This window comes from Devosia sp. (assembly GCF_017744655.1).
GTDB lineage: Bacteria > Pseudomonadota > Alphaproteobacteria > Rhizobiales > Devosiaceae > Devosia.
Window position 1 is genome coordinate 217,662 of sequence record NZ_JAGIAW010000004.1, and the last position, 21,230, is coordinate 238,891.

19 protein-coding genes are annotated in these 21,230 nt (G+C 61.6%); 14 read left to right on the top strand and 5 right to left on the bottom strand.

All coding sequences use genetic code 11. The features are described from left to right. Window positions 1-58: 58 nt before the first annotated feature. From J7557_RS10435 to J7557_RS10450, 4 genes are read right to left on the bottom strand one after another with little or no spacing between them, the layout of a single operon-like run. Complete coding sequence (locus J7557_RS10435) at window positions 59-820, bottom strand: SDR family oxidoreductase (RefSeq protein WP_291419997.1); 762 nt, start codon at window positions 818-820, stop codon at window positions 59-61. After that, complete coding sequence (locus J7557_RS10440; RefSeq protein WP_291419998.1) at window positions 817-1,743, bottom strand: dihydrodipicolinate synthase family protein; 927 nt, start codon at window positions 1,741-1,743, stop codon at window positions 817-819. The genes J7557_RS10435 and J7557_RS10440 overlap by 4 nt, the downstream gene beginning before the upstream one ends. Window positions 1,744-1,764: 21 nt before the next feature. After that, window positions 1,765-2,625, bottom strand: a complete 861-nt coding sequence (locus J7557_RS10445) for an amidohydrolase (RefSeq protein WP_291419999.1) — start codon at window positions 2,623-2,625, stop codon at window positions 1,765-1,767. After that, the gene (locus J7557_RS10450; protein WP_291420000.1) at window positions 2,618-4,312 is read right to left on the bottom strand and encodes an IlvD/Edd family dehydratase; all 1,695 of its coding nucleotides are present in this window, start codon (window positions 4,310-4,312) and stop codon (window positions 2,618-2,620) included. Before J7557_RS10450 ends, J7557_RS10445 begins: the two co-directional genes overlap by 8 nt. Before the next feature lie 186 nt (window positions 4,313-4,498). On the opposite strand from J7557_RS10450, the gene J7557_RS10455 reads away from it, so the two are divergent. Together J7557_RS10455 and J7557_RS10460 are read left to right on the top strand one after the other, a co-directional pair. Next, window positions 4,499-5,518, top strand: coding sequence for a Gfo/Idh/MocA family oxidoreductase (locus J7557_RS10455; protein ID WP_291420079.1), 1,020 nt, complete (start codon window positions 4,499-4,501; stop codon window positions 5,516-5,518). A gap of 35 nt (window positions 5,519-5,553) precedes the next feature. Next, complete coding sequence (locus tag J7557_RS10460) at window positions 5,554-6,207, top strand: GntR family transcriptional regulator (RefSeq protein ID WP_291420001.1); 654 nt, start codon at window positions 5,554-5,556, stop codon at window positions 6,205-6,207. Window positions 6,208-6,573: 366 nt separating this feature from the next. On the opposite strand, the gene J7557_RS10465 is transcribed toward J7557_RS10460, so the two are convergent. Further along, window positions 6,574-8,175, bottom strand: a complete 1,602-nt coding sequence (locus tag J7557_RS10465) for a beta-xylosidase (RefSeq protein ID WP_291420002.1) — start codon at window positions 8,173-8,175, stop codon at window positions 6,574-6,576. A gap of 331 nt (window positions 8,176-8,506) precedes the next feature. Here J7557_RS10465 and J7557_RS10470 point away from each other — a divergent pair, with 331 nt between their 5' ends. From J7557_RS10470 to J7557_RS10525, 12 genes are all read left to right on the top strand, one after another. Beyond that, window positions 8,507-10,414 (top strand): ABC transporter substrate-binding protein, encoded by a 1,908-nt coding sequence (locus J7557_RS10470; protein WP_291420003.1) that lies wholly within the window; start codon window positions 8,507-8,509, stop codon window positions 10,412-10,414. 70 nt (window positions 10,415-10,484) lie between these two features. Then, complete coding sequence (locus J7557_RS10475) at window positions 10,485-11,489, top strand: ABC transporter permease (protein WP_291420004.1); 1,005 nt, start codon at window positions 10,485-10,487, stop codon at window positions 11,487-11,489. A gap of 2 nt (window positions 11,490-11,491) precedes the next feature. Further along, the gene (locus J7557_RS10480) at window positions 11,492-12,349 is read left to right on the top strand and encodes an ABC transporter permease (protein ID WP_291420005.1); all 858 of its coding nucleotides are present in this window, start codon (window positions 11,492-11,494) and stop codon (window positions 12,347-12,349) included. Between the two features lie 2 nt (window positions 12,350-12,351). Continuing rightward, window positions 12,352-13,377: an ABC transporter ATP-binding protein gene (locus J7557_RS10485; protein WP_291420006.1), complete on the top strand. Its 1,026-nt coding sequence runs from the start codon at window positions 12,352-12,354 to the stop codon at window positions 13,375-13,377. Beyond that, entirely contained in the window at window positions 13,374-14,213 is an 840-nt protein-coding gene (locus J7557_RS10490) for an ABC transporter ATP-binding protein (RefSeq protein WP_291420007.1), read from the top strand. Before J7557_RS10485 ends, J7557_RS10490 begins: the two co-directional genes overlap by 4 nt. Before the next feature lie 23 nt (window positions 14,214-14,236). After that, window positions 14,237-14,968, top strand: a complete 732-nt coding sequence (locus J7557_RS10495; protein ID WP_291420008.1) for an SDR family oxidoreductase — start codon at window positions 14,237-14,239, stop codon at window positions 14,966-14,968. 10 nt (window positions 14,969-14,978) lie between these two features. Then, on the top strand, window positions 14,979-15,704 hold the full coding sequence (locus tag J7557_RS10500; protein ID WP_291420009.1) for an SDR family oxidoreductase: 726 nt from the start codon (window positions 14,979-14,981) through the stop codon (window positions 15,702-15,704). A 233-nt stretch (window positions 15,705-15,937) separates the two neighbouring features. Then, entirely contained in the window at window positions 15,938-17,275 is a 1,338-nt protein-coding gene (locus tag J7557_RS10505) for an extracellular solute-binding protein (protein ID WP_291420010.1), read from the top strand. Window positions 17,276-17,345: 70 nt separating this feature from the next. Further along, a complete protein-coding gene (locus J7557_RS10510; protein WP_291420011.1) occupies window positions 17,346-18,230 on the top strand; it encodes an ABC transporter permease subunit in 885 nt (294 codons plus the stop codon). 10 nt (window positions 18,231-18,240) lie between these two features. Then, window positions 18,241-19,158, top strand: coding sequence for an ABC transporter permease subunit (locus J7557_RS10515; protein WP_291420012.1), 918 nt, complete (start codon window positions 18,241-18,243; stop codon window positions 19,156-19,158). A gap of 13 nt (window positions 19,159-19,171) precedes the next feature. Beyond that, on the top strand, window positions 19,172-20,284 hold the full coding sequence (locus tag J7557_RS10520) for an ABC transporter ATP-binding protein (RefSeq protein WP_291420013.1): 1,113 nt from the start codon (window positions 19,172-19,174) through the stop codon (window positions 20,282-20,284). Window positions 20,285-20,304: 20 nt separating this feature from the next. Next, window positions 20,305-21,216, top strand: a complete 912-nt coding sequence (locus tag J7557_RS10525) for a TIM barrel protein (protein WP_291420014.1) — start codon at window positions 20,305-20,307, stop codon at window positions 21,214-21,216. Window positions 21,217-21,230: the final 14 nt, after the last annotated feature.

The following is a 21,230-nucleotide window of genomic DNA, read 5'->3' on the forward strand; positions in this document are numbered from 1 at the left end:
CTGAATTATCCCACTATTCTTCTTTGTCGTCTCTCAAACAAGGTCGAACTTTATTGGACTAGATCGAGCGGATCATGCCGCCATCCACCCGAACGAGGCTGCCGGTGACATAGGATGCGCGCTCGCTGGCGATGAAGGCGACAACGTCGGCCAATTCTTCGATGCGACCATAGCGGGCAGCCGGAATTGTCGAGATGGATTGGGCCTTTATGTCCTCGACGCTTTTGCCGAGGCGCTTGGCTGCGGCTTCGTCGAGTTCGTCGACGCGCGTCGTGTGGATGCGGCCCTGGACGATGACATTTGCCGTGATGCCGTCGGCAGCGACTTCGCTGGCGAGAGTCTTGCTCCAGCCGACAAGTGACTGCCGCAAGGTGTTGGAGATGGCGAGCCGGGGGATTGGGGATTCCACGCCCGATGAGGTCAGGGTGACGATGCGGCCCCATTTTTTGGTGCGCATGCCGGGGAGAAAAGCCTGGGTGATGGAGATCAGCGGAGCGACCATGGTGTTGAAGGCCGTTGCGTAGTCGCTTGCGGGGAGGGCCGAGGCTTCGCCTGGGGCCGGGCCGCCGGAATTGTTGACGACGATATCGGCGCCGCCGTCGGCGAGGACGGCGTCGATGAAGGTTTGGACCGAGGCTGGGTTGGCGAGGTCGAGCGGCAGACCCTTTATGTTTTGACCAAGTTTTTCAATGGCTTCCACCGTGCGTGCGCCGCCGATGACGGTGGCGCCTTCGGTGGCGAGCGTTTGGGCGATGGCGGCGCCAAGGCCCTTGCTGGCGCCCAGGACAACGGCGCGCTTGCCTTCGAGACCGAGTTTCATGCGCCGATCTCCGCGAGGCGCTTGGCCTGACGGGCGAGGAGGCGTTCGACGTCGGCGACGTCTTTGGCGGAAAGGGCGCCGCCGGGCTTGCGGAGGGCGGCGGAGGAGATGATACCGCGCTTGGCCAGAACGTATTTTCTTGCAGCCAAACCGATGCCTTGCTGCTGTTCGTAGCGCACGAGGGGGAGGTAAGCGTCAAAAATGTCGTGGGCGCGCTCGACGTCGCCCTTGGCATAGTTGGCGACGACGCCGACCATCATCTCGGGGTAGCAGAAACCGGTCATAGCGCCATCGGCGCCGCGGCCCATTTCCTCGGGAAGGAAGAGGCCGCCATTGCCGCAAAGGATTGAAATTCTTCGTGTTTCGCCCTTGTCGCTGGAGGCGCGGAGGGCGGTGATCTTTGAGAGTCCCGGCCAATCTTCGTGCTTGAGCATGACGCAGGTGGGGACGTCTTTTACGATGCGGTCGATGACTTTTGGGGCGATGGTGACGTTGGTGGTCAGCGGGTAGTCCTGGAGGACCCAGGGGGTTTTGCCGAGGGCGTCGCCGACGGAGGTGTAGAACGCGTAGGCTTGATCGTCGGTTTTGGTGGTCCAAGGCGGGGCGACCATGACGCCAGCGGCGCCCATTTCCATAACGGAATCAGCGAGTTCGTGCATGGCGGCGAGGCCGGGGGCGGTGACGCCGACGACAACCGGAACCTTGGCACGGCCGATGACGCGCTTGGCGATGGCTTTGGACTCTTCCGAGGTCATTTTGGGCGCTTCGCCGAGGAGACCGAGGATGGTCATGCCGGTGACGCCTTTTTCCTCGTAGAAGTCGACCATGCGGTCGACGCTGGTCCAATCGATGTCGCCATTGTCCAAAAAGGGTGTGACGGCAATGACATAGACGCCTTTGGCGGCTTCGGTCAGCAAGGGCATCGGGCGGCTCCGGTCAGAGAATTAGTGCTGGAAATAGAGGTTTTGGGCGTTGTCGGCGAAGATCGCAGCATGGCTTTCGGCGGGCAAAGCGTCGAGGCTGAGGGCGATCAGGTCGTCGTCTTCGGGCATGGTTTCGAAGAGTTCGGTATGTGGCCAATCGGTGCCCCATAGGAGGCGCGTTGGGTAGCAGACTGTTAGCATTGAGAGTGCCGCACGATAGAATTGGTGACTCTTGGTGTCACGGAGGCGATAGGGCGCCGAGATCTTGGTGTAGACCCGTCCGGTTTCGAGGGCGCGGGCGAGGTCGTCGAGCGCTGTGCCGGGGGTGTCGAGCGGGATGAAAGCCAGGTGATCGATGACGCCCGTGATGTCATGGCGCGCGGTCAGCTCGGCGACGGTGGCGATGGCTTCGGGGCCGACCTGGAACTGGGCGTGCCAGCCGAGGGCGCGAATGCGGGGGGCGAGTTCGGTAAAGGCGTCGAAGCCGATGCCGGATTTGTTGCGGAGGTTAAAGCGTACGCCGCGGACGCCGAGGGTGTCCAGGCGACGGAAGTCGGCGTCGCTGGTTTCGGGTGGGATGACGACGATGCCGCGGAGGCGCTCACTGTGGCCGGCGAGGGCGGTGAGGAGGACGCGGTTGTCGAGGCCATAGACGCTGGGCTGCACGAGGACGCCGCGGGCGATGCCAAAAGTGTCGGCGAGGGTGAGCCAGTTTTCGATGGTCAGCATTTGCGGCGTGTAGCTGCGAGGGCTGGCCAGGGGTGCTTCGCGGGCAAAAACATGAAAGTGCGCGTCGCAGGTGTTTTGCGGTACGCGCAGGTTTGCCGGATTGCGCAGCGGGCGCGGCGGCAGGCAGAGCGGGGCGTCGAGCACGTCAGCCATTTTCTTGGGCGGCCATCAGGAAATCGAAGTCGAGACCGTCATCGGCCTGGGTGACGTGGCGATCATAGAGCTGCGCGTAGCCGCGCGGCGGCGATGGCGGCGGCGGGGGCAGTGCGGCCATGCGGGCGTCGAGTTCGGCCGGGGTGATGAGCAGTTCGAGACGTCGACCGGGAACGTCGAGGCGGATGCGGTCGCCGGTGCGGACGGCAGCGAGGGGGCCACCATCGGCGGATTCCGGGGTGATGTGGAGGACGACGGTGCCGAACGCGGTGCCGCTCATGCGGGCATCGGACAGGCGCACCATGTCTTTCACACCCTGGCGGGCAAGGTGGCGCGGAATGGGGATGTATCCGGCCTCGGGCATGCCGGGGGCGCCTTTGGGGCCGGCATTGCGGAGGACGAGGACGTCGTCGGCAGTGATGCTGGGGTCTTCGAGGCGCTCTGTCATGTCTTGCACGGAGTCAAAGACGACGGCGCGGCCTTCGTGGATCTGCAGTTTCGGATCGGCTGCCGAATGTTTTATGACGGCGCCGCGGGGGGCAAGATTGCCCGAGAGAACCGCGATGGCGCCGGAGGCGGAAATGGGATTTTCGCGCGGGCGGATGATCTGGGCTTCGTAACGCGAGGGCAGGTTGCCGACGGCATCGCCCAATGTGCCGCCGAAGGCGCGGGGGGCGGTGAGGTCGAGGAGGTCGGTCAATTCCGAGAGCAGGCGCGGGACGCCGCCGGCGGCGTGGAATTCGCCCATGTAGCCGCTGCCGGATGGCTTGAGGTCGACAAGGACCGGGACTTGTTTGCCGATGGCGTCGAACTCGGCCATGTCGAGCTTCTTACCCAGGCGCCCATAAATGGCGGCGAGGTGGACGACGGCATTGGTGGAGCCGCCGAGGGCCTGCAGGGTGACGAGGCCATTGCGCAATGCTTGCGGTGTGAGCACTTCGGCGGTGGTGAGACCGGTTTCGGTCATGGCGACGGCGGCGCGGCCGGTTTCTTCGGCGAGGCGGAAACGCTCGGACGAAGTGGCGGGGGCGGAGCCGGACATGGGGAGGGCAAGGCCCATGGCTTCGACGAGAGCCGCCATGGTGGACGCGGTGCCCATGACGGTGCAGGTGCCGACGGAACTAGCCAGGCGCCCGTTGATCTCGTTGATTTCGGCTTCGTCGATAGTGTCCGCGCGGAACTGGGCCCAGAGGCGGCGGCAATCGGTGCAGGCGCCGAGACGCTCGCCGCGATGATTGCCGGTATCCATTGGGCCGGTGGGCAGCACGATGGCTGGCACTTCGCTCGACGCGGCGGCCATGACCTGAGCCGGAATGGTCTTGTCGCAGCCGCCGATGAGAATGACCGAATCCATGGGCTGGGCGCGCACCATTTCCTCGGTTTCCATGGCCATGAGATTGCGCAGGAACATCGAGGTGGGCGCGGCAAAGCTCTCGTGGATCGACATGGTCGGGAAAACCATGGGCATGCCGCCGGCGAGCATCACGCCGCGCTTGGCGGCTTCGATCAGTTGCGGCACGTTGCCGTGGCAAGGATTGTAGTCGGAATAGGTATTGGCAATGCCGACGATGGGGCGATCGAGCGCGTCGTCGGAATAGCCCATGGCCTTGATGAAAGCCTTGCGGAGAAACAGGGAAAAATCCTGGTCGCCATAGCTCGTCAAACGTCTGCGAAGCCCGCGCGTCACCATAATCCTCCCGGCCGCGTAACCGCGCGGCATCTTGTGGCCATTCCTACAGTCATTTGAATTATTGTCAATAATGTGCGGTGACGAATTGCGAGAAGTGGGTGTACGGGAAGCCGAAATGCGCATAAAGTCAGGGAAATCACTGTAATCACCGACAATCCGATATGGACGGTGTCTGGTGATATTATTGATAAGAGGGTCGTGGTGCGCATTGGTTTGGTAGGGGCCGGGTGGGTGACGCAATATCATCTGCCGGCCTGGGCGAAGGTGGATGGCGCCGAGGTGGTGGCGATATGCGATCCCGATCCGGTGGCGCTGAAGGCGCGGGCGGATGGCTTCGGGATTGCCGGGCGCTATTCGAGTTTCGAGGCAATGCTCGCGGGCGAAAAACTCGATGCGCTCGATATTGCGACACCGCGGCGGTTTCATGCTGATAATGTGAGGACAGGCGCTGCGGCGGGGCTGCCTATGCTGTGCCAGAAGCCGTTGGGCGTCGATCTCGCCGAGGCTGAGGCGCTGGTGGCGGACGTCGGGGATGGCGTGCCGCTGATGGTGCATGAGAACTGGCGGTTTCGGCCCTACTATCGGGAATTGCGCGGGTGGCTTGAGGCTGGTGTCGTTGGCAACATCACTTCTATCCGGCTCGATTTTCATTCGAGCGGCATGATCGCCGGGGCGGATGGGCAGCGGCCGGCTTTGGTGCGGCAGCCGTTTTTCAGGACTGAGCAGCGGCTGCTGGTGATGGAGGTGCTGATTCATCACCTCGATACGTTGCGCTCACTGTTTGGGGAGTTCGATCTTCATTCGGCGCGGCTCAAGCGGAGCAATGACGAAATCCTCGGTGAAGATAGTGCCATATTGGGCTTGCGGCGGCGCGGGGACGGCGTGCCGCTGGATGTGTCGGGTAATCTGGCGGTGCATGGAGCGGCGCCGGCGCCGACGGACCAGCTCGGGATTTTTGGCTCCGAGGGGACGGTGCATCTCGATGGGTCGGTGCTGCGGCTGTTTGGGCCGCGGCCGCGAGAGGTGACGTTTGATCCCGGCGTGAGCTATCAGGCTGCCTATGATGGGGCGATTGCGCATTTTGTATCGTCGCTAACGCGCGGGCAGGGGTTTGAAACGAGCGCGGTGGATAATTTGGAAACACTGCGGTTGGTCGAGGCGGCCTATCAACTGAGCGGATTTAAACCGGCTGCGACTATCTGATAGAAGACGAAGCAGACTGCCTGCGGGGCTCTTTGATGGCTGACGAAAACGAAAATACCGACCTCGATCATGAGGGCATTGCGCGGGCGCTCGAAGAGGACATCATTTTCGGTCGATTGGCGCCGGGGGCGCGGTTGACCGAGGATTCTCTGCTCTCACGCTTTCCGGTGACGCGGCACTTTGTGCGGCAGGCGCTGGTGCAGCTCGAGCAGATGGGCATCGTCGTGCGCGAGCGGAACAAGGGCGCCATGGTGCGCACGCTGACGCCGGACGAGGTGCGACAGATTTATGCCGTGCGCGAACTGGTGCAACGGCAGGCGGCGCTGCTTATTCCGCTACCGGCGCCGCAGGGGCTTATTGATGAATTGCTCGAAATCCATGAGGAGCATGGCGAGCATATCGAAAGCGGCTATCTGCGCGGCGTGCACGAGACCAATGACCGGTTTCACCTGACGCTGTTTCGGGCGTGCGGGAACAAGTATCTGGTTCAGACCATCGAGCTCTATATGCGCTACAGCCTGCCGGTGCGGGCCAACTCGATGGCGGATCGGGCAGCGCTGGACATTTCGCATAGCCAGCATCGGTTGATGATCGAGATGCTGAGCGGGCGGGATAATTGGCTGCTTGCCCAGTTGTGCGTGGATCATCTGCAGCCGTCGAAGAGACGGTATATTGGGTTGGTGGAGTGAGGCTAAGGGCTGGTTGCCTCCACTGGCTATGAAGGCCGGATGGCTCCCCCTCACCCGTCTCGCGCTTTGCGCGATCCACCCTCTCCCCGATGGGGCGAGGAATAAGAGGTGATCGCCGGTCTGTTCTTCTCCCCATTGGGGAGAAGGTGGCGCGAAGCGCCGGATGAGGGGGTGCTTCGCTATTTCTCTCAACCACAACGGCATTCCCGCGGAGGCAGGAATGCCCCTTCTTTACCTGAAAAAGAGATCCCCGCTTTCGCGGGGATGACGCCGTGGAGGTGGGAAGCTCGCATCCATGAAGCGGGGGCGAAAAAAAGCACCCCGCCCCTTGGGAGGTCTGGCGGGGTGCTGTCGCATCGGGCTCGGTTAGTAGTCGATGCGGAGGAGGGAGACGCCCTGGCGGGGGAGGTTGGTGGTCAGGGTGACGGTGCCGGAGGGGGCGTTCGCGGTTCCTGTTTCGAGGACGGCGAGTTGGCCTGAGGCTTCCAGTTTTTTGTAGTCGTCGCCGGTGACGGACTGGGGCGAGCCCATGGCTTTCCAGACGCCGAAGGAGTTGGAGTGGTCCTTGTCCATACGGTAGTGGGTCAGCTTGTGGCTGCCCGGCTTGATGTTCTTGAGGGCCAGGGTGACGTTGGCGGCGCCGTCTTCGACATCGTCGTCATGGTAGTTCCAGACGAGGATCGAGACGCCGGTGTCGTCGCGGGTGGCGACGGCGTTGACGTCGGGCTGGTCGCGGACGCCGTGTTCCATGATGTTCTCGATGGAGATGGCGTGGTCGGATTTGGCGGTGACCCATTCGCCCTTTAATTTGCCAAGCATGCGGAAGCCATTGAGCACCGCCTTGTCGACCCCATTGGTCGCGAGATCGCGGAATCCGTCGTACCAGGGCTGGTCTTCGAAGAGGAAGGCCCAGGTGACGGCGCCTTCGATCTCGACGCCGGCGCGTTTGCTCAGTTCATAGGTGCGGATCATGCTTTCGACGACATAGGCGCCGTAGAGGGGGCCGTTGCGATAGCCGTTTTGCGGGTGCACGCGGGCCGAACATGCGGCGCAGCCTTCGGGGTCGGATTCGCCGATGACCGTAGGCAGGTGGCGCAGGGTGGGGAATTCGTTGACGATGGCGAGGTTGGCCTCGATGTCGCGCAGTTGCTTGTGGAGGCCCATGCGGACATGGTCCTTCCAGATCACAGGATTGCCCTTGGCGTGGAAGGCGATGAAGTCGATCGGCGAATTGTGGTCGACGACATATTGCAGGAACTCGCGGAGGAATTTCTGCGCCTTGGGATTGTTGAAGGCGCCGCAGGTGTGCGGGCCGCCGACGCGGGCGCCGGGGAGGGCGGCTTTGATGGCGCGAGCGGTGACGTCGTACATCTCGCAGAATTCGGGAATGGTGCCCTTCCAGTAGAGGCCATCGGGCTCGTTCCAGACTTCCCAGGGCCAGGTGAGGACTTTTTCCTCGCCATAGCGATCGGCGAGGTGCCGGGCCCAGGCGTGGACGAGGTCGCTCCACTTTTTCAGGTTGTTGGGCGGCATGGCCCAGCCGGTCATGATGGTGGCGTACTTATCCTCGGGCGCCCAGTGGTGGCGATACTCGCCGGGATCGTTGGAGAGGGCTTCGGGCATGAAGCCGACCTGGATCAGCGGGATATTGCCGGCTTCGACATAGGCGTCGAAAATCTGGTCCATGATGGTCCAGTCATAGACCGGGTTGCCATTGGCGTCTTCTGTATAGGCATTGGTCGAGCCCCATTTGAGGGCATATTTGCCGTCGCCTGAGGTGAGAAGATTGTGCGTGCGTACGCGCGGGGCTTCGGGGCTGAGCTCGGTGAGCGCGTTGAGCAGCTTCTTGCCATTGGCGGTGTAGGTGTAATTCGGCTCGTCATAGCCGAACCAGTTCCACAATGGCCGGTATACACCGCGGCTCGCGCCCGCGTCCACGTCGATGCGGACGTCATAAGTCGCTGTCATCGTCTTCTCTCCACCCTGATCAGCTTCACGAAATGAACTGCGGTCCTCTGCCGCCGTTGTCGATATCAACCTATCAATCCACGTCGTGTTGTCAATAATATGAGTGCTTTTGAATGGGTAAAATGCGGAAATCCGGCTGAAAATGCGAATTGACTGGATATTTTGTCGATAATCCTGTTGCTCTCGGTTTGAAAATTGTCGATAAAGATGCCGGACGGTGCCGCGGGAGGACTATGCGCGGCGCGGTTACGAGACGAGGGAGGCGACGTGCCGAGCCCTGTGGGCTCAGCGGGGTCGCTGTCCGCTTTTGCGGGCATCAGGAGGAACGACCATGCTATTCAAGAAGCTGGCTGCAGCCGCTCTTGCCATCGCCGCTATGGCGATGCCGGTTGCTGCCCAGGATTTTATTGCGGGTATCCCCCGCAACGAGGCGCTGATCATCCAGGGACCGGCGGCGCAGAATGCCGAATGGTTCAATCTCTGGGCGCCGGGCGGTGGTGCCACCACCAATGGCAATCAGCAGCTGACGGCCGATACGCTCTGGTGGATCAACCCCGAAGGTACGGGCGATGCGGCCTGGACCAATGCGCTGGCGGCGGACAAGCCGGTCTATAATGACGATTTCACTGTGATGACGGTGAAGCTCAAGGAGGGCATCTTCTGGAGCGATGGCGTCGAGTTCACTGCCGATGACGTCAAATATACGGTCGATACGCAGATCGCGCATCCCGGCATGGGCTGGAGCGCGCCGTTTACGGTGAACGTCGAAAGTGTCGAGGTGCCGGATCGCAATACGGTGGTCTTTAACCTCAAGGCGCCGAATTCGCGCTTCCATACGCTTTTCACGGTGCGCTGGAATGCGGCCTGGATCATGCCAAAGCATGTGTTCGAGACGGTCGATGATCCGCTGACTTATGCGGCCAATCCGCCGGTTTCGCTCTCGGCCTATGTGCTCCATAGCTATGACACCGCCGGCAACTGGGTGATCTGGAAGTTGCGCGACGATTGGCAGCGGACGTCCATTGGCCAGGGCCTGACCGAGGCGCCGGATGTGAAGTATGTGGTCTATCGCAATGCCGGTAACCCGGATGCGCGCGTCATCGAGCAGATGAACCACAACCTCGACGTGATCAACGACATCGCGCCAGAAGGCATGTTCACCATTGCCCGCGATGCGGCTGACTCGACGGCCTATTGGTTCCCGGGCTTCCCGTTTGCGCATCCTGATCCGACGCTGCCGTCGGTGCTGTTCAACCACCAGGTCGAACCGTTCAGCAACAAGGACGTGCGCTGGGCGCTGGCACTGATGATCGACATTCGTTCGGTCGCCATGGGCTCCTATCGCGGTGCGGCGAACCTTGCTGCGCTTTCGACCCCGCCCACGGGTTCGGCGATCACCGACTATTATCAGCCGATGCAGGAATGGTTGACCAATTACGAGGTCAATACCGGCACGCGGACGATCAAGCCCTATGACCCGACGACGGCCGAGCAGATTGCGGCGCTCGTAAAACCCCAGTGGGGTGACCAGATCCCGTCCGATCCGACCCAGCTGAAGGCCATGTTCGGCGAAGGCTGGTGGAAGCAGGATCTCGCTGCCGCGGCCGAACTGCTGCAGAAGGCCGGGTTCACCAAGAACGGCAACCAGTGGCTGAAGCCTGATGGCACCCCGTTCACCATCAAGCTGATGGTTGAAGGCGACGCCATTCCGACGCTGGCGCGCGCCGGTACGATCATCGCCCAGCAGTGGTCTATGGAAGGCATCCAGACGACGGTGGATGTGGCCGGCCCGACCAATGGCCAGCGCCTCGGCGGTGGTGACTATGAAGCGGCGATCTATTGGACTGTCGAGACCTGGGGCGGTCACCCCGACCTCTCGTTCTTCCTTGAAAGCTACCACTCGGACTTCATCAAGCCCAAGGGTGAAGTGCAGCCGCCGCGTAACCTGACGCGCTGGCAGGATGAACGCCTCGACCAGATCATCGAAGCCAACCGTACCGTGGGCTTCGATGATCCCAAGGTGGTCGAGCTCGGGATGGACTATCTCAAGCTCGCCGTCGAGGAGATGCCGTTCATTCCGCTGATGGCCTACAACAAGTTCGCGCCCTTCGACACGACCTATTGGACGGGTTACCCGAGCGCTGCGAACCCCTATGCCGCTTCGGGTCCAAACTGGAGCAACCTGCGCTACATGATCGTGGCGCTGGAAGCCAACCCGAACGCGCCGGCTGCGCAGTAAGCCTAAAGGCGGGCGGGGTTTCGGCCCCGCCCGCACCTTCCGACACTTATTGTTCGAGAACGGGCCCCAGATGGACGGCTTTGCCAAATATCTCGTCCGGCGCTTCTTCCAGTTTTTCCTTGTGATCTTCCTGGGCGTTTCGCTGGCCTTCCTCATCACCAACCTCTCCCCGGTCGATCCGGTGGAGCAGTCGGTTTCGTTGATGACCAGTTTCGGCGCCACCGATCCGCGCTCGGTGGAACTGATGCGTTCGGCGCTCGAAGAGCTTTATGGGCTTCAGGGAACTATGCTCGACCAATATCTCTCGTTCTGGGGGCGTGTGTTGCGCGGCGATTTCGGGCCGTCGCTCTCGGCCTTCCCAACGCCGGTGATGTCGCTGATCATGGGGGCGCTGCCCTGGACGATCGGGCTGCTCACGTTGGCACTCATTATCACCTGGTCGCTGGGCAATCTGCTCGGGGCCTTGGCGGGCTACTATCGCTCCAATGTGCTGCTGAAACTGTCGGGCGCGGCGGTGATGGCTCTCCATCCGGTGCCGGCCTATATCATCGGCCTCGTGCTGCTCCTGGCTTTTGGCTTCATCTGGCCGGTGCTGCCGATTTCGGGTGGCGCGCAGATGAACCTGCAGCCCGGTTTCACCTTCGAATACATCCGCTCGCTGATCCTCCACGGCACGCTGCCGGCGCTGACGCTGGTGCTGGTCGGTATCGGCAGTTGGTTCATTTCCATGCGCTCGCTGGTGTCCAATATCGTGACCGATGACCACGTCGTCTATGCCGAGCTGGGTGGGGTCAATTCGAGCAAGATCTTTTCCCAGTATGTGGCGCGCAATGCGCTGCTGCCGCAGTTGACTGGCCTGGCGCTGAGCCTTGGCAATGTGTTCGGCGGCGCTGTCATCACCGAGTTCCTGTTCAACTATCCCGGTGTGGGGCGACTGCTGATCCAGGGCATTTATCGCGGGGACTATTCGCTGGTGCTGGGGGTGACGACCATGTCGATCATCTCGGTGGCGGTCGCGGTATTCATCATCGACCTTCTCTATCCGCTCATCGATCCGCGCGTGAGGCTGGGCTGACCATGTTCAAGATTCTGCGCGACCTGCTACGCTACAATATCGAATTCACCATCGGCTTTATCCTGACGCTGGCCATCTTCCTCTTCGCGCTGGCGCATTTCTGGGCGCCAATGCCGGACACGGCCATCTATCTCCTGCCGCCCGATATGCCGCCTTCGGCCGAATACTGGTTCGGCACGACATCGCGCGGGCAGGACGTGCTCTGGCAGATGAGTTCGGCCATCTGGAACACCATGCTGTTCGGGCTGAGCGTCACTATTCTGAGCCGCTTGTTCGCCGTCGCGGTGGGCATGATCTCGGGCTATCTCGGGGGCAAGTGGGACGAGTTCCTGATGACGATCAACGACACGATGATCGCGCTGCCGAACATTCCCATTCTGCTCTTGGTCTACTTCGTCATGCGCGACCAGATGAGTTGGCCGGTGCTGGCGCTGACCGCGGCACTGCTCGGCTGGAACTATGATGCGCGGCTCATTCGTTCGGTGACGCTGAGCCTGAGGAATCGCGAGTTTACCCGGCATGCTGTGTTTGCCGGGATGAGCGTGCCGCAAATCCTGGTGCGCCAGCATCTGCCTTATGTGATGCCGGTCATCTTCTTTACGGCGATGAACAATCTCATCTGGGCCATCGGGCTTGAGGTGACGCTGTCGGTGCTCGGGTTCTCGGACATCAACAGGCCGACCATTGGCGGGATGATCTATTGGGCCAACCAGCACCAGGCGATCATTGCCGGCATCTGGTGGTGGATCGCCTTCCCGATCATTGCCGTGGTGCTGCTGTTTCTCGGGCTCTTCCTGCTCGCCATTTCGGTCAACGAATATATCGACCCCCGCAGTCGCCTTAGCCGGATGGGAGCGTAGCCATGCTTGCCGCAGTCGAAAACAAGTCTGCCAGCGTTGAAGCCAAGCCGGTGCTGCGGGTGGAAGGCCTCAAGGCCTACTATCAGATGAACTATTTTGGCGTGCGCCGCGAAGTGCGGGCCGTCGATGATGTTTCCCTGACCATCAAGCGCAATGAAATCTACGGGATTGCCGGGGAGTCGTCCTCGGGAAAATCCTCGCTGATCAAGACCATTGCGGGGGCGATCACGCCGCCGCTGCGGGTGGTGGAAGGCTCGGTCAAATTCGATTTCGGGGGCAAGGAGCTGGACGTCTATGCCCAGCGCCCGGCGATGAAGGCGGCGCGGTGGAAGCATCTTTCCTATGTGATGCAGGGTTCGATGAATGTGCTGAACCCGGTGCGCAAGGTGAAGCATGCCTTTCATGACTTTGCCTTCAAGCATATGGGGCTTTCGGAAGGCGAGTTCCGGGCGCGGGTGGAGAGCCATCTGCAGCGCATCGGGCTTGATCCGCGGGTGCTGGAATCCTACCCGCACCAGCTTTCGGGAGGCATGCGACAGCGGCTGACCATTGGCTTGGCGACAGTGTGTGAGCCGGAATTCATCATTGCCGACGAGCCGACGACCGCCCTCGACGTGCTGGTGCAGCAGGATGTGCTGGCGCTGATCAAGGGCGTGCAGCAGCGCATGGGCTCGTCGATCATTTTCGTGACCCATGACATGACGGTGCATGCGGCGATCGCCGATCGGATCGGGATTGTCTATGCGGGGCGGCTTGTCGAAGAGGGGCCGACGCTCGATGTGTTCCAGCGGCCGCAGCATCCCTATACGGCGCATCTGATCGCCAGCCTGCCGCGCATTGGCGATACGCGGAAGCGCGTGGCACTGGGTGGCAAGCCACCGAACCTGGCAGATCCGCCGAGCGGGTGTCGTTTCCATCCGCGCTGTCCGCTGGCTGTCGACAAATGCAAGAGCGAGAATCCGGCGCTGCTGCCGCGCAATAGTGGCCGGGTTGCTTGCTGGCGCGCTGGGGAGGTGGAGGCCGCATGACCGCGTTGCTCGAACTTCAGGACGTCAACAAGGACTATCGCGTCGGCGGGTTTCTCGACCGCTCGACGCTGCACGCCGTCAAGCATGTGAGCTTTACGCTCGATGCCGAAAAGCCCGAAATCTTCACCGTGGTGGGGGAGTCAGGCAGCGGCAAGACGACGACGGCCCGCATGATCCTTGGCAATGAGGTGCCGACGAGCGGGACCTTGCGCTTCATGGGCAAGGATATTGCCCAGATACGGACGCGGCAGGAGCGGCTCGAATTCATGGCGCGGGTGCAGCCGATCTTCCAGAACCCGTTTGAAGCCTTCAATCCGCTGACGACGCTCGACTATTATCTGTTTTCGACGGCCAAGCGGTTTCTGGGGCTCAAGGACAAGGTGGCGGTGGATGCGGCGACCGACAAGGCGCTGCAGCATGTGGGGCTGTCGCTGGCCGAAGTGCGCGGGCGCTATTCGCATGAGCTTTCGGGCGGGCAGTTGCAGCGTATCGCGGTGGCACGGGCGTTGATCCCGGGACCGAAGCTGATCGTGGCGGATGAGCCGGTATCGATGGTCGATGCGTCGCTGCGCATGTCGATCGTCAACCTGTTCCGGGAACTGCGCGATACGCTTGGCGTGTCGATCATCTACATCACGCACGATCTTTCGACGGCCTATTATATTTCGGATCGCGTCATAATCATGCACAAAGGGGATGTGGTGGAGGCTGGGCGTGCCGAGGAGGTGCTCGGCAATCCAAGCCACGAATATTCCCGTGCCCTGAGGAGCGCGGTGCTGCCGCCTGATCCGGTCGTTGCCAGCGCGATCATTCGCGAGAAGCTAAGAGCGGTGTAAGGCCGTATAGTTTGGAGGAAATTGTGGCTGAATCCCTGGAAGGCAAGATTGCTGTCATCACTGGTGCAGCATCGGGCATCGGGCTGGCGAGCACCAAAGCGCTGATCGCGGAGGGTGCGACGGTGTTGATGGTCGACTGGAACAGGGAGGGGCTGGAGCAGCTTGCGGCAAGTCTTGGGGAGCGGGCCATTCCGCAGGTGACGAACCTGCTTGATGCGGAGAGCTGCAATGCGATGGTGCCGGAAATTCTCCAGAAGGTGCCGCATATCGACATTCTCTACTGCAATGCAGGGACCTATATCGGCGGCGACCTGACCGAGACGACGCCGGAAGCGATCGACCGGATGCTCAATCTCAACGTCAATGCGGTGATGAAGAACGTGCATGCGGTCTCCCCGCACATGATCGCGCGCAAGACCGGCGATATCGTCGTGACCTGCTCGATTGCCGGGCATTTCCCGACCTATTGGGAGCCGGTCTATTCGGGCTCGAAATGGGCGATCACCAGCTTCGTCCAGGGCATGCGCCGGCAGATGATCCCGCATGGGGTGCGTGTGGCGCAGGTGTCGCCGGGGCCGGTGGTTTCGGCGCTACTGGCTGATTGGCCGGAGGAGAACCTGCGCAAGGCCAAGGAAAGCGGGAGCCTGATGGACCCCGAGGAAGTGGCCGATGCGATCGTCTATATGCTGACGCGCAAGCGTACCGTGACGATCCGCGACATGATCGTGCTGCCGAGCAACTTTGATCGTGTCTGAGAGGGCCGGGATGTCGTTTGCGGGCAAGACGGTTATCGTCACAGGCGCGGGTAAGGGGATTGGCCGGGCCTGCGCGCAGGTCTTGGCAGCGCGCGGCGCGGAAGTCGTGGCGCTGAGCCGGACGGCGGCTGATCTTGAAAGCCTGCGTACGGAGATCGGATGCCGGACGGTGGTAGTCGATCTCATCGATCCCAAGGCGGCGCGGGCGGCGATGGCGGAGGCGGGGACCTGCGATTTCCTCGTCAACAGCGCCGGGATCAATGTGCTCGAAAGCGTGCTCGACATGACCGAGGCGGGCTATGAGGCGGTGATGGGGATTAACCTCCGCGCCGCGCTGATCACCTGCCAGGAATTTGCACGACGGCGCGTCGAGGCGGGTGGTGGTGGCGCGATCGTCAACATCACCTCCATTGCCGGGCATCGCGGGTTTCAGGATCACCTGGCCTATGCGGCGTCGAAGGCGGGGCTTGAAGGCGCAAGCCGGGTGCTTGCCAAGGAGCTGGGGCCGCATGGTATTCGGGTCAATTGCGTGGCGCCGACGATCACTCTGACCGAGCTCGCTGCAGTGGCCTGGAGCGATCCGAAGAAGAGCGAGCCGATGATGGTTCGTCATCCGCTGCAACGGTTTGCGCTGGCCGAAGAAGTGGCGCACAGCGTTGCAATGTTACTCTCCGATGATAGCGCCATGGTCTCCGGCGCGGTGCTTCCGATCGATGGTGGTTTCCTCTCCGTCTGACGTGGAAGAGAGCCGAAATCTTCGTAATTTCCGATGCTTGCCGGAGTGCGCCCGGTGATGGCTTTGGGCCTGTGACACCGTGTGCGGTGGGCCCTGTCATCGATCCTCCTCCGAGCCTTCGTCGTTCCGTCACGGAGTCTTGGTCAAAGCGCCATGGCTTTGAGAATGACCTGTCATGCGGGGCGCCTAGGAGTCCGGCCGCCAAACGGCCTTAAATTCGGAGACAGGCTAAAATGAACCGCACCCAGCTGCTCAGTGCAGCGTCCACGATCGCAGTGCTTTCCCTCGCAGCTGCTGCACCTGCCATGGCCCAGACCAAGTTCGAATTCTGGTATGGCCTTTCCGGCGACCTTTCCGAAAAAGTTCAGGAAATGTGCTCGCGCTTCAACGCGTCTCAGGCCGATTATGAGATCGTGTGCGTCAGCCAGGAAAACTACGAAAACAACCTGCAGAACACGATCGCTGCCTTCCGCGCCAACAAGCAGCCGACCGTTACCCAGATTTCGGACGGCGGCGTCGTCGACCTGATGCTTTCCGGCGCCTTCCTGCCCGTCAAGCAGCTGATGGAAGACAACGGCTATAACATCGACTGGTCGAACTACAATTCGGGCGTCGCTTCGTACTTCTCGACCTCGACCGGCGAACTGCTCGCCATGCCGTTCAACAACTCGACCGCCATGTTCTACTACGACACCGACGCGCTCGCCGCTGTCGGCTTCGAAGGCGTGCCGGAAACCTGGGAACAGGTCGAAGACGCTGCTCGCAAGCTCAAGGAAGCCGGCTACTCCTGCCCGATCGCCATGGACCCGACCGGCAACTGGCAGTGGTGGGAACAGTTCTCGGCCATCCACAACGTGCCGATCGCTTCGAACGGCAACGGCTACGGCGGTCTTGACGCCGAAGTCCTGTTCAACCAGGGCAAGTTCGTCGACCAGCTCGCGTTCTACAAGCGCATGTTCGACGAAGGCCTGATGGTCCACAAGTCCAAGGCCGCCGGCCAGACCGCCAACGAAGCCTTCATCGCTGGCGATTGCAACATGACGTCGTCCTCGATCGCCGACCACGGCACGTTCAGCACCCAGAAGAAGGGCAACTGGCAGGTCGCCATGCTCCCGATCTGGGAAGGCACCGTTCGTCAGAACTCGCTCGTCGGTGGCGCTGCTCTCTGGACCCTCAAGGGCAAGTCGGCTGAAGAATACAAGGGCGCTGCTGCGTTCTACAACTTCATCGCTCAGCCCGAACAGGCTCAGCACTGGTCGACCATCACTGGCTACATCCCCGTCACCGTGTCGGGCTTCGAAGCCATGAAGGCTGCCGGTTTCTACGACAAGGCTCCCTATAAGGGCCGTGAACTGGCCATCGAATCCCTGCTCTACACCCCGGCCGGCGAATACACCCGTGGCGTGCGCCTCGGTAACTTCGGCGCCGTCCGTCAGGAAGTCATCAAGGCCATGCAGTCGGTGATCTTCGACAATGCCGATCCGCAGGCCGCTCTCGATGAAGCCGCTGCCCGTTCGAACGAAATCCTGCGCAAGTTCGAGCAGACCTACGCTGGTCAGAAGCTCCCCTGATCTCACGATCACGACCAACGCCCGGGCAAATTGCCCGGGCGAACTGTTTCTGACGAAAGGATTCCTGTCCATGGAACGTCGCGCGGTCTACCGCAACAAGGTGCTGCCCTGGATGCTGCTTGGTCCGCAGCTCATCCTCGTGCTGGTCTTTTTCTACTGGCCCACGTCGCAGGCGCTCTATTGGGCCTTCACGCTCGAGCAACCCTGGGGCGGCGGCAATCTGTGGGCGGGCCTCGACAACTTCCTCTATATCTTCCGCGACAATCGCTACTGGGGCACCGTGCTCCGCTCGGCCTTCTACGCGATGTGCACGACCGGTCTATCGATGCTGGTCGCCCTGACGCTGGCGAGCTTCGTCGACCGCGCGCTCAAGGGCACCAAGATCTTCCAGTCGGTGTTCATCTGGCCCTATGCGATCGCGGCCCCTGCGGCAGGCGTCGCCTTCCGCTTCATCTTCTCGCCAGAGGCGGGCCTGGTGGGCGGCATCAACGAGATCTGGCCCGGCATCTGGGACCCATCCACCAATGGCATCCAGGCGCTTGGCATGGTCATCATCTGCCATGCCTGGCTCGGCATCGGCTATAATTTCGTGTTCTTCCTCGCCGCGTTGCAAATGATCCCGCGTTCGATCAGCGAAGCCGGCGCCATGGATGGTGCGCGCCCCCTGCAGCGCATGTTCGACCTGCAACTGCCGCTGATCGCGCCGACCGCGTTCTTCCTGCTCATCATGAACATCATCTCGAGCTTCACCGATAGTTTCGGCCTGATCGACACCATGACCGAGGGCGGTCCGGTCGGGCAGACAGAGGTGATGGTCTACAAGATCTACGTCGATGGCTTCAAAGGCCTCGACTATTCCGGCGCTGCCGCCCAGTCGATCGTCCTCATGCTTCTCGTCATCGGCCTCACGTTCATCCAGTTCAAATGGGTGGAACGTCGCGTGCACTACAATTGAGGACCGGTTCATGATCGAACGTTCCCCCTTCTTCGACGCCGTCACCTATGCGGTGATGATCATCGGGCTCGCCATGGTGATCTTCCCGTTCTGGGTGGTCATCGTCGCCGCCTCGCAATCGCTGCACGAGGTCAGCCGCGTGCCGATTGCGCTCTGGCCGTCCGACCAGCTCTGGGTCAACCTCGCAGAGGCCTGGGATCGCGGCGGGCTTGGCACCAAGATGACGAACAGCTTCATCGTCGCGGTCGGCGTCACCGTGGGCAAGATCACGCTGGCGGCCATGTCGGCCTTTGCCATCGTCTTCTTCACCTTCAGGGCGCGGATGGTCTGCTTCTGGCTGATCTTCATCACCCTGATGCTGCCGCTCGAAGTGCGTATCGTGCCCACCTATGCCATCGCGGCCAATGCGCTGCTGCCGTTCCAGACCATTCTGGATACCGTGGGCATCACCTGGCTCGTGCAGCAGGTGTCGGGTTTCCAGATCGCGCTCAACTGGAACCTCCTCAATTCCTATACCGGCCTCATCCTGCCGCTTGTGGCGACCGCCACCGGCACCTTCCTCTATCGCCAGTTCTTCATGACTATTCCTGACGAATTGGCCGAGGCTTCCAAGATGGATGGCGCCAGCGCCATGCGGTTCTTCTGGGACGTGCTGATCCCGCTCTCGCGCACCAATATGCTGGCGCTTGCCACCATCATGTTCGTGTCGAGCTGGAACCAGTACCTCTGGCCGCTGCTCATCACCACCGATCGCGCCAATTTCGGCACGGCCGTGATGCAGCTGCGCTTCCTCATCCCCACCATGAATGGCACGCCAGACTGGAACGTCACCATGGCCGGCGCCCTCATCATCATGCTTCCACCGCTGCTCGTCGTTGCCCTCATGCAGCGCTGGTTCGTGCGTGGCCTCATTTCCCGCGATAAGTGATCGGAGAAAACCGATGTCCCAGATTTCCATCAAGGCCGTAAAGAAGGTCTTCCAGAAGACCGAGGTCATCCACGGCGTCGACGTCGAGATCGAAGCGGGTGAGTTCGTCGTCATCCTCGGCCCCTCCGGTTGCGGCAAGTCCACGCTGCTGCGCATGATTGCCGGGCTCGAAGATATTTCGGGCGGCGAGATCGCTATCGGCGGCAAGGTCGTCAACCAGCTCGAACCGCGCGAGCGCGGCTGCGCCATGGTGTTCCAGAACTACGCGCTTTATCCGCATATGACGGTGCGCCAGAATATCGGCTATGCCCTCAAGGTCGCTCGCGTGCCCAAGGCCGAGCGCGAGGCGCGCGTCTTGAAGGTTGCCCAGGCAGTGTCGCTCGAGCCCTATCTCGATCGCCGTCCGGCCGAACTCTCCGGTGGCCAGCGCCAGCGCGTTGCCATGGCCCGCGCCATGGTGCGTGAGCCCAAGGTGTTTCTCTTCGACGAACCCTTTTCTAATCTCGATGCGAAGCTGCGTGTTGCCATGCGCGCCGAGGTTCGGAACCTGCATCGCAGCCTTGGGGTCACCTCGGTTTTCGTGACGCACGACCAGACCGAGGCCATGACGCTGGCCGACCGGCTGATCGTGATGAATTCGGGCTATGTCGAACAGGTGGGCAGGCCTTCAGAGGTCTATCATCATCCGGCGAGCCTGTTTGTTGCTGACTTCATCGGCTCTCCGGCAATGAACCTGGTGCGCGGCTTCTTCGGAGAAGACGGCTATTTCCGTCATGGCAAGGGCGGCATGCTCAACCTGCCTGATCTCGCCAAGGCGCATCTCAGCCGGGAAGTGTCCATCGGCATTCGCCCCGAACTGGTTCGCCGCGTCGATGCCAGTCACAAGGACGCCATCGCGGCCGTGGTCGACTATACCGAGGAACTCGGTGCCTCCCGTCTCGTCTATGCCCGCGTCGATGGCAGCCCGATCATCGCCGTAGATGATGGCAATAATGCGCTTGGCACCGGCATGCCGGTGCATTTCGCCATGAGCGAGAGCGACATCCACGTCTTCGATCACACGACGGGCCGCCGCGCCGACCATGCGGGTCGTCCGGTTCGCGCCACTGACAGCGTTTCTGCCTGACCTTTTTTGAGGAGGCCCCAATGGGCAATATCATCGGCACCGGCTTCAATGTCGGCTCTACCGACGGCGAATTCCAGAGCTTTCACGACGATCTGCGTGCCCTGGCCGAGATGGGCGTCGATACGGTCGAGCTGGGGCTGACCAGCCTCGATCTGATTTCGGGCGGCCGCATCATTCCCGAGCGCGCCGAGCGGCTCGTTGCCATCACCAGCCAGTTCGATTTCCGCTATACGGTGCATGGCCTGGTTTCGTCCAACTTCATGGACCCGGTGACGCAGCGCTACCAGATGGACGCTGCCAAGGCTCTGGTGGAAGTGTGTGACCGCGTCAATGCACGCGTGCTGGTGCAGCATGGCGGGTGCCTGCGCGCCGACCAGATCGCCGAACGCAACGGCGCTGACGAGCGCGAACGCGAAGCGCTGGTTGAGCTCGGTGATTTCGCTCGCCCCTATGGCGTGCGCATTGCGCTCGAGAACATTTTTACGACGGAGCTCGGCCAGTATCGCCAGACGCCGAAAGAGGTGGCCGAGACGGTCAAGGCGGTCGATCACTCGCAGATCGTGGCGCTGATCGACTTCAGCCACGCCTATATTGAATCGACCTATCGTGGCCTCGATTTCTTCAGCGAGATTGCAGCGATGGCGCCGGTTGCGGGGCATCTGCATGTCCATGACAGCTTTGGCCGTCCCCAGGGCTTTTATAAGCCGTTCCACCCGCAGGAAAACACTGCCATGGGTATCGGCGACCTGCACATGCCGCTCGGCTGGGGCGATATCGACTGGGATCGGATTTTCTCAGAACTGACCTTCCTGCCCGATACCGTGCTGATGATGGAAGTCGGTCATCGCTATCGCGCCGAGCAGCCGGAAAGCCTGCGTTTGGCTCGGGCGCTGGCAGACCTCAACGGTCGGGCGCTGGAAGCGGCGCAGTAAGCGTCAGCTTTCAA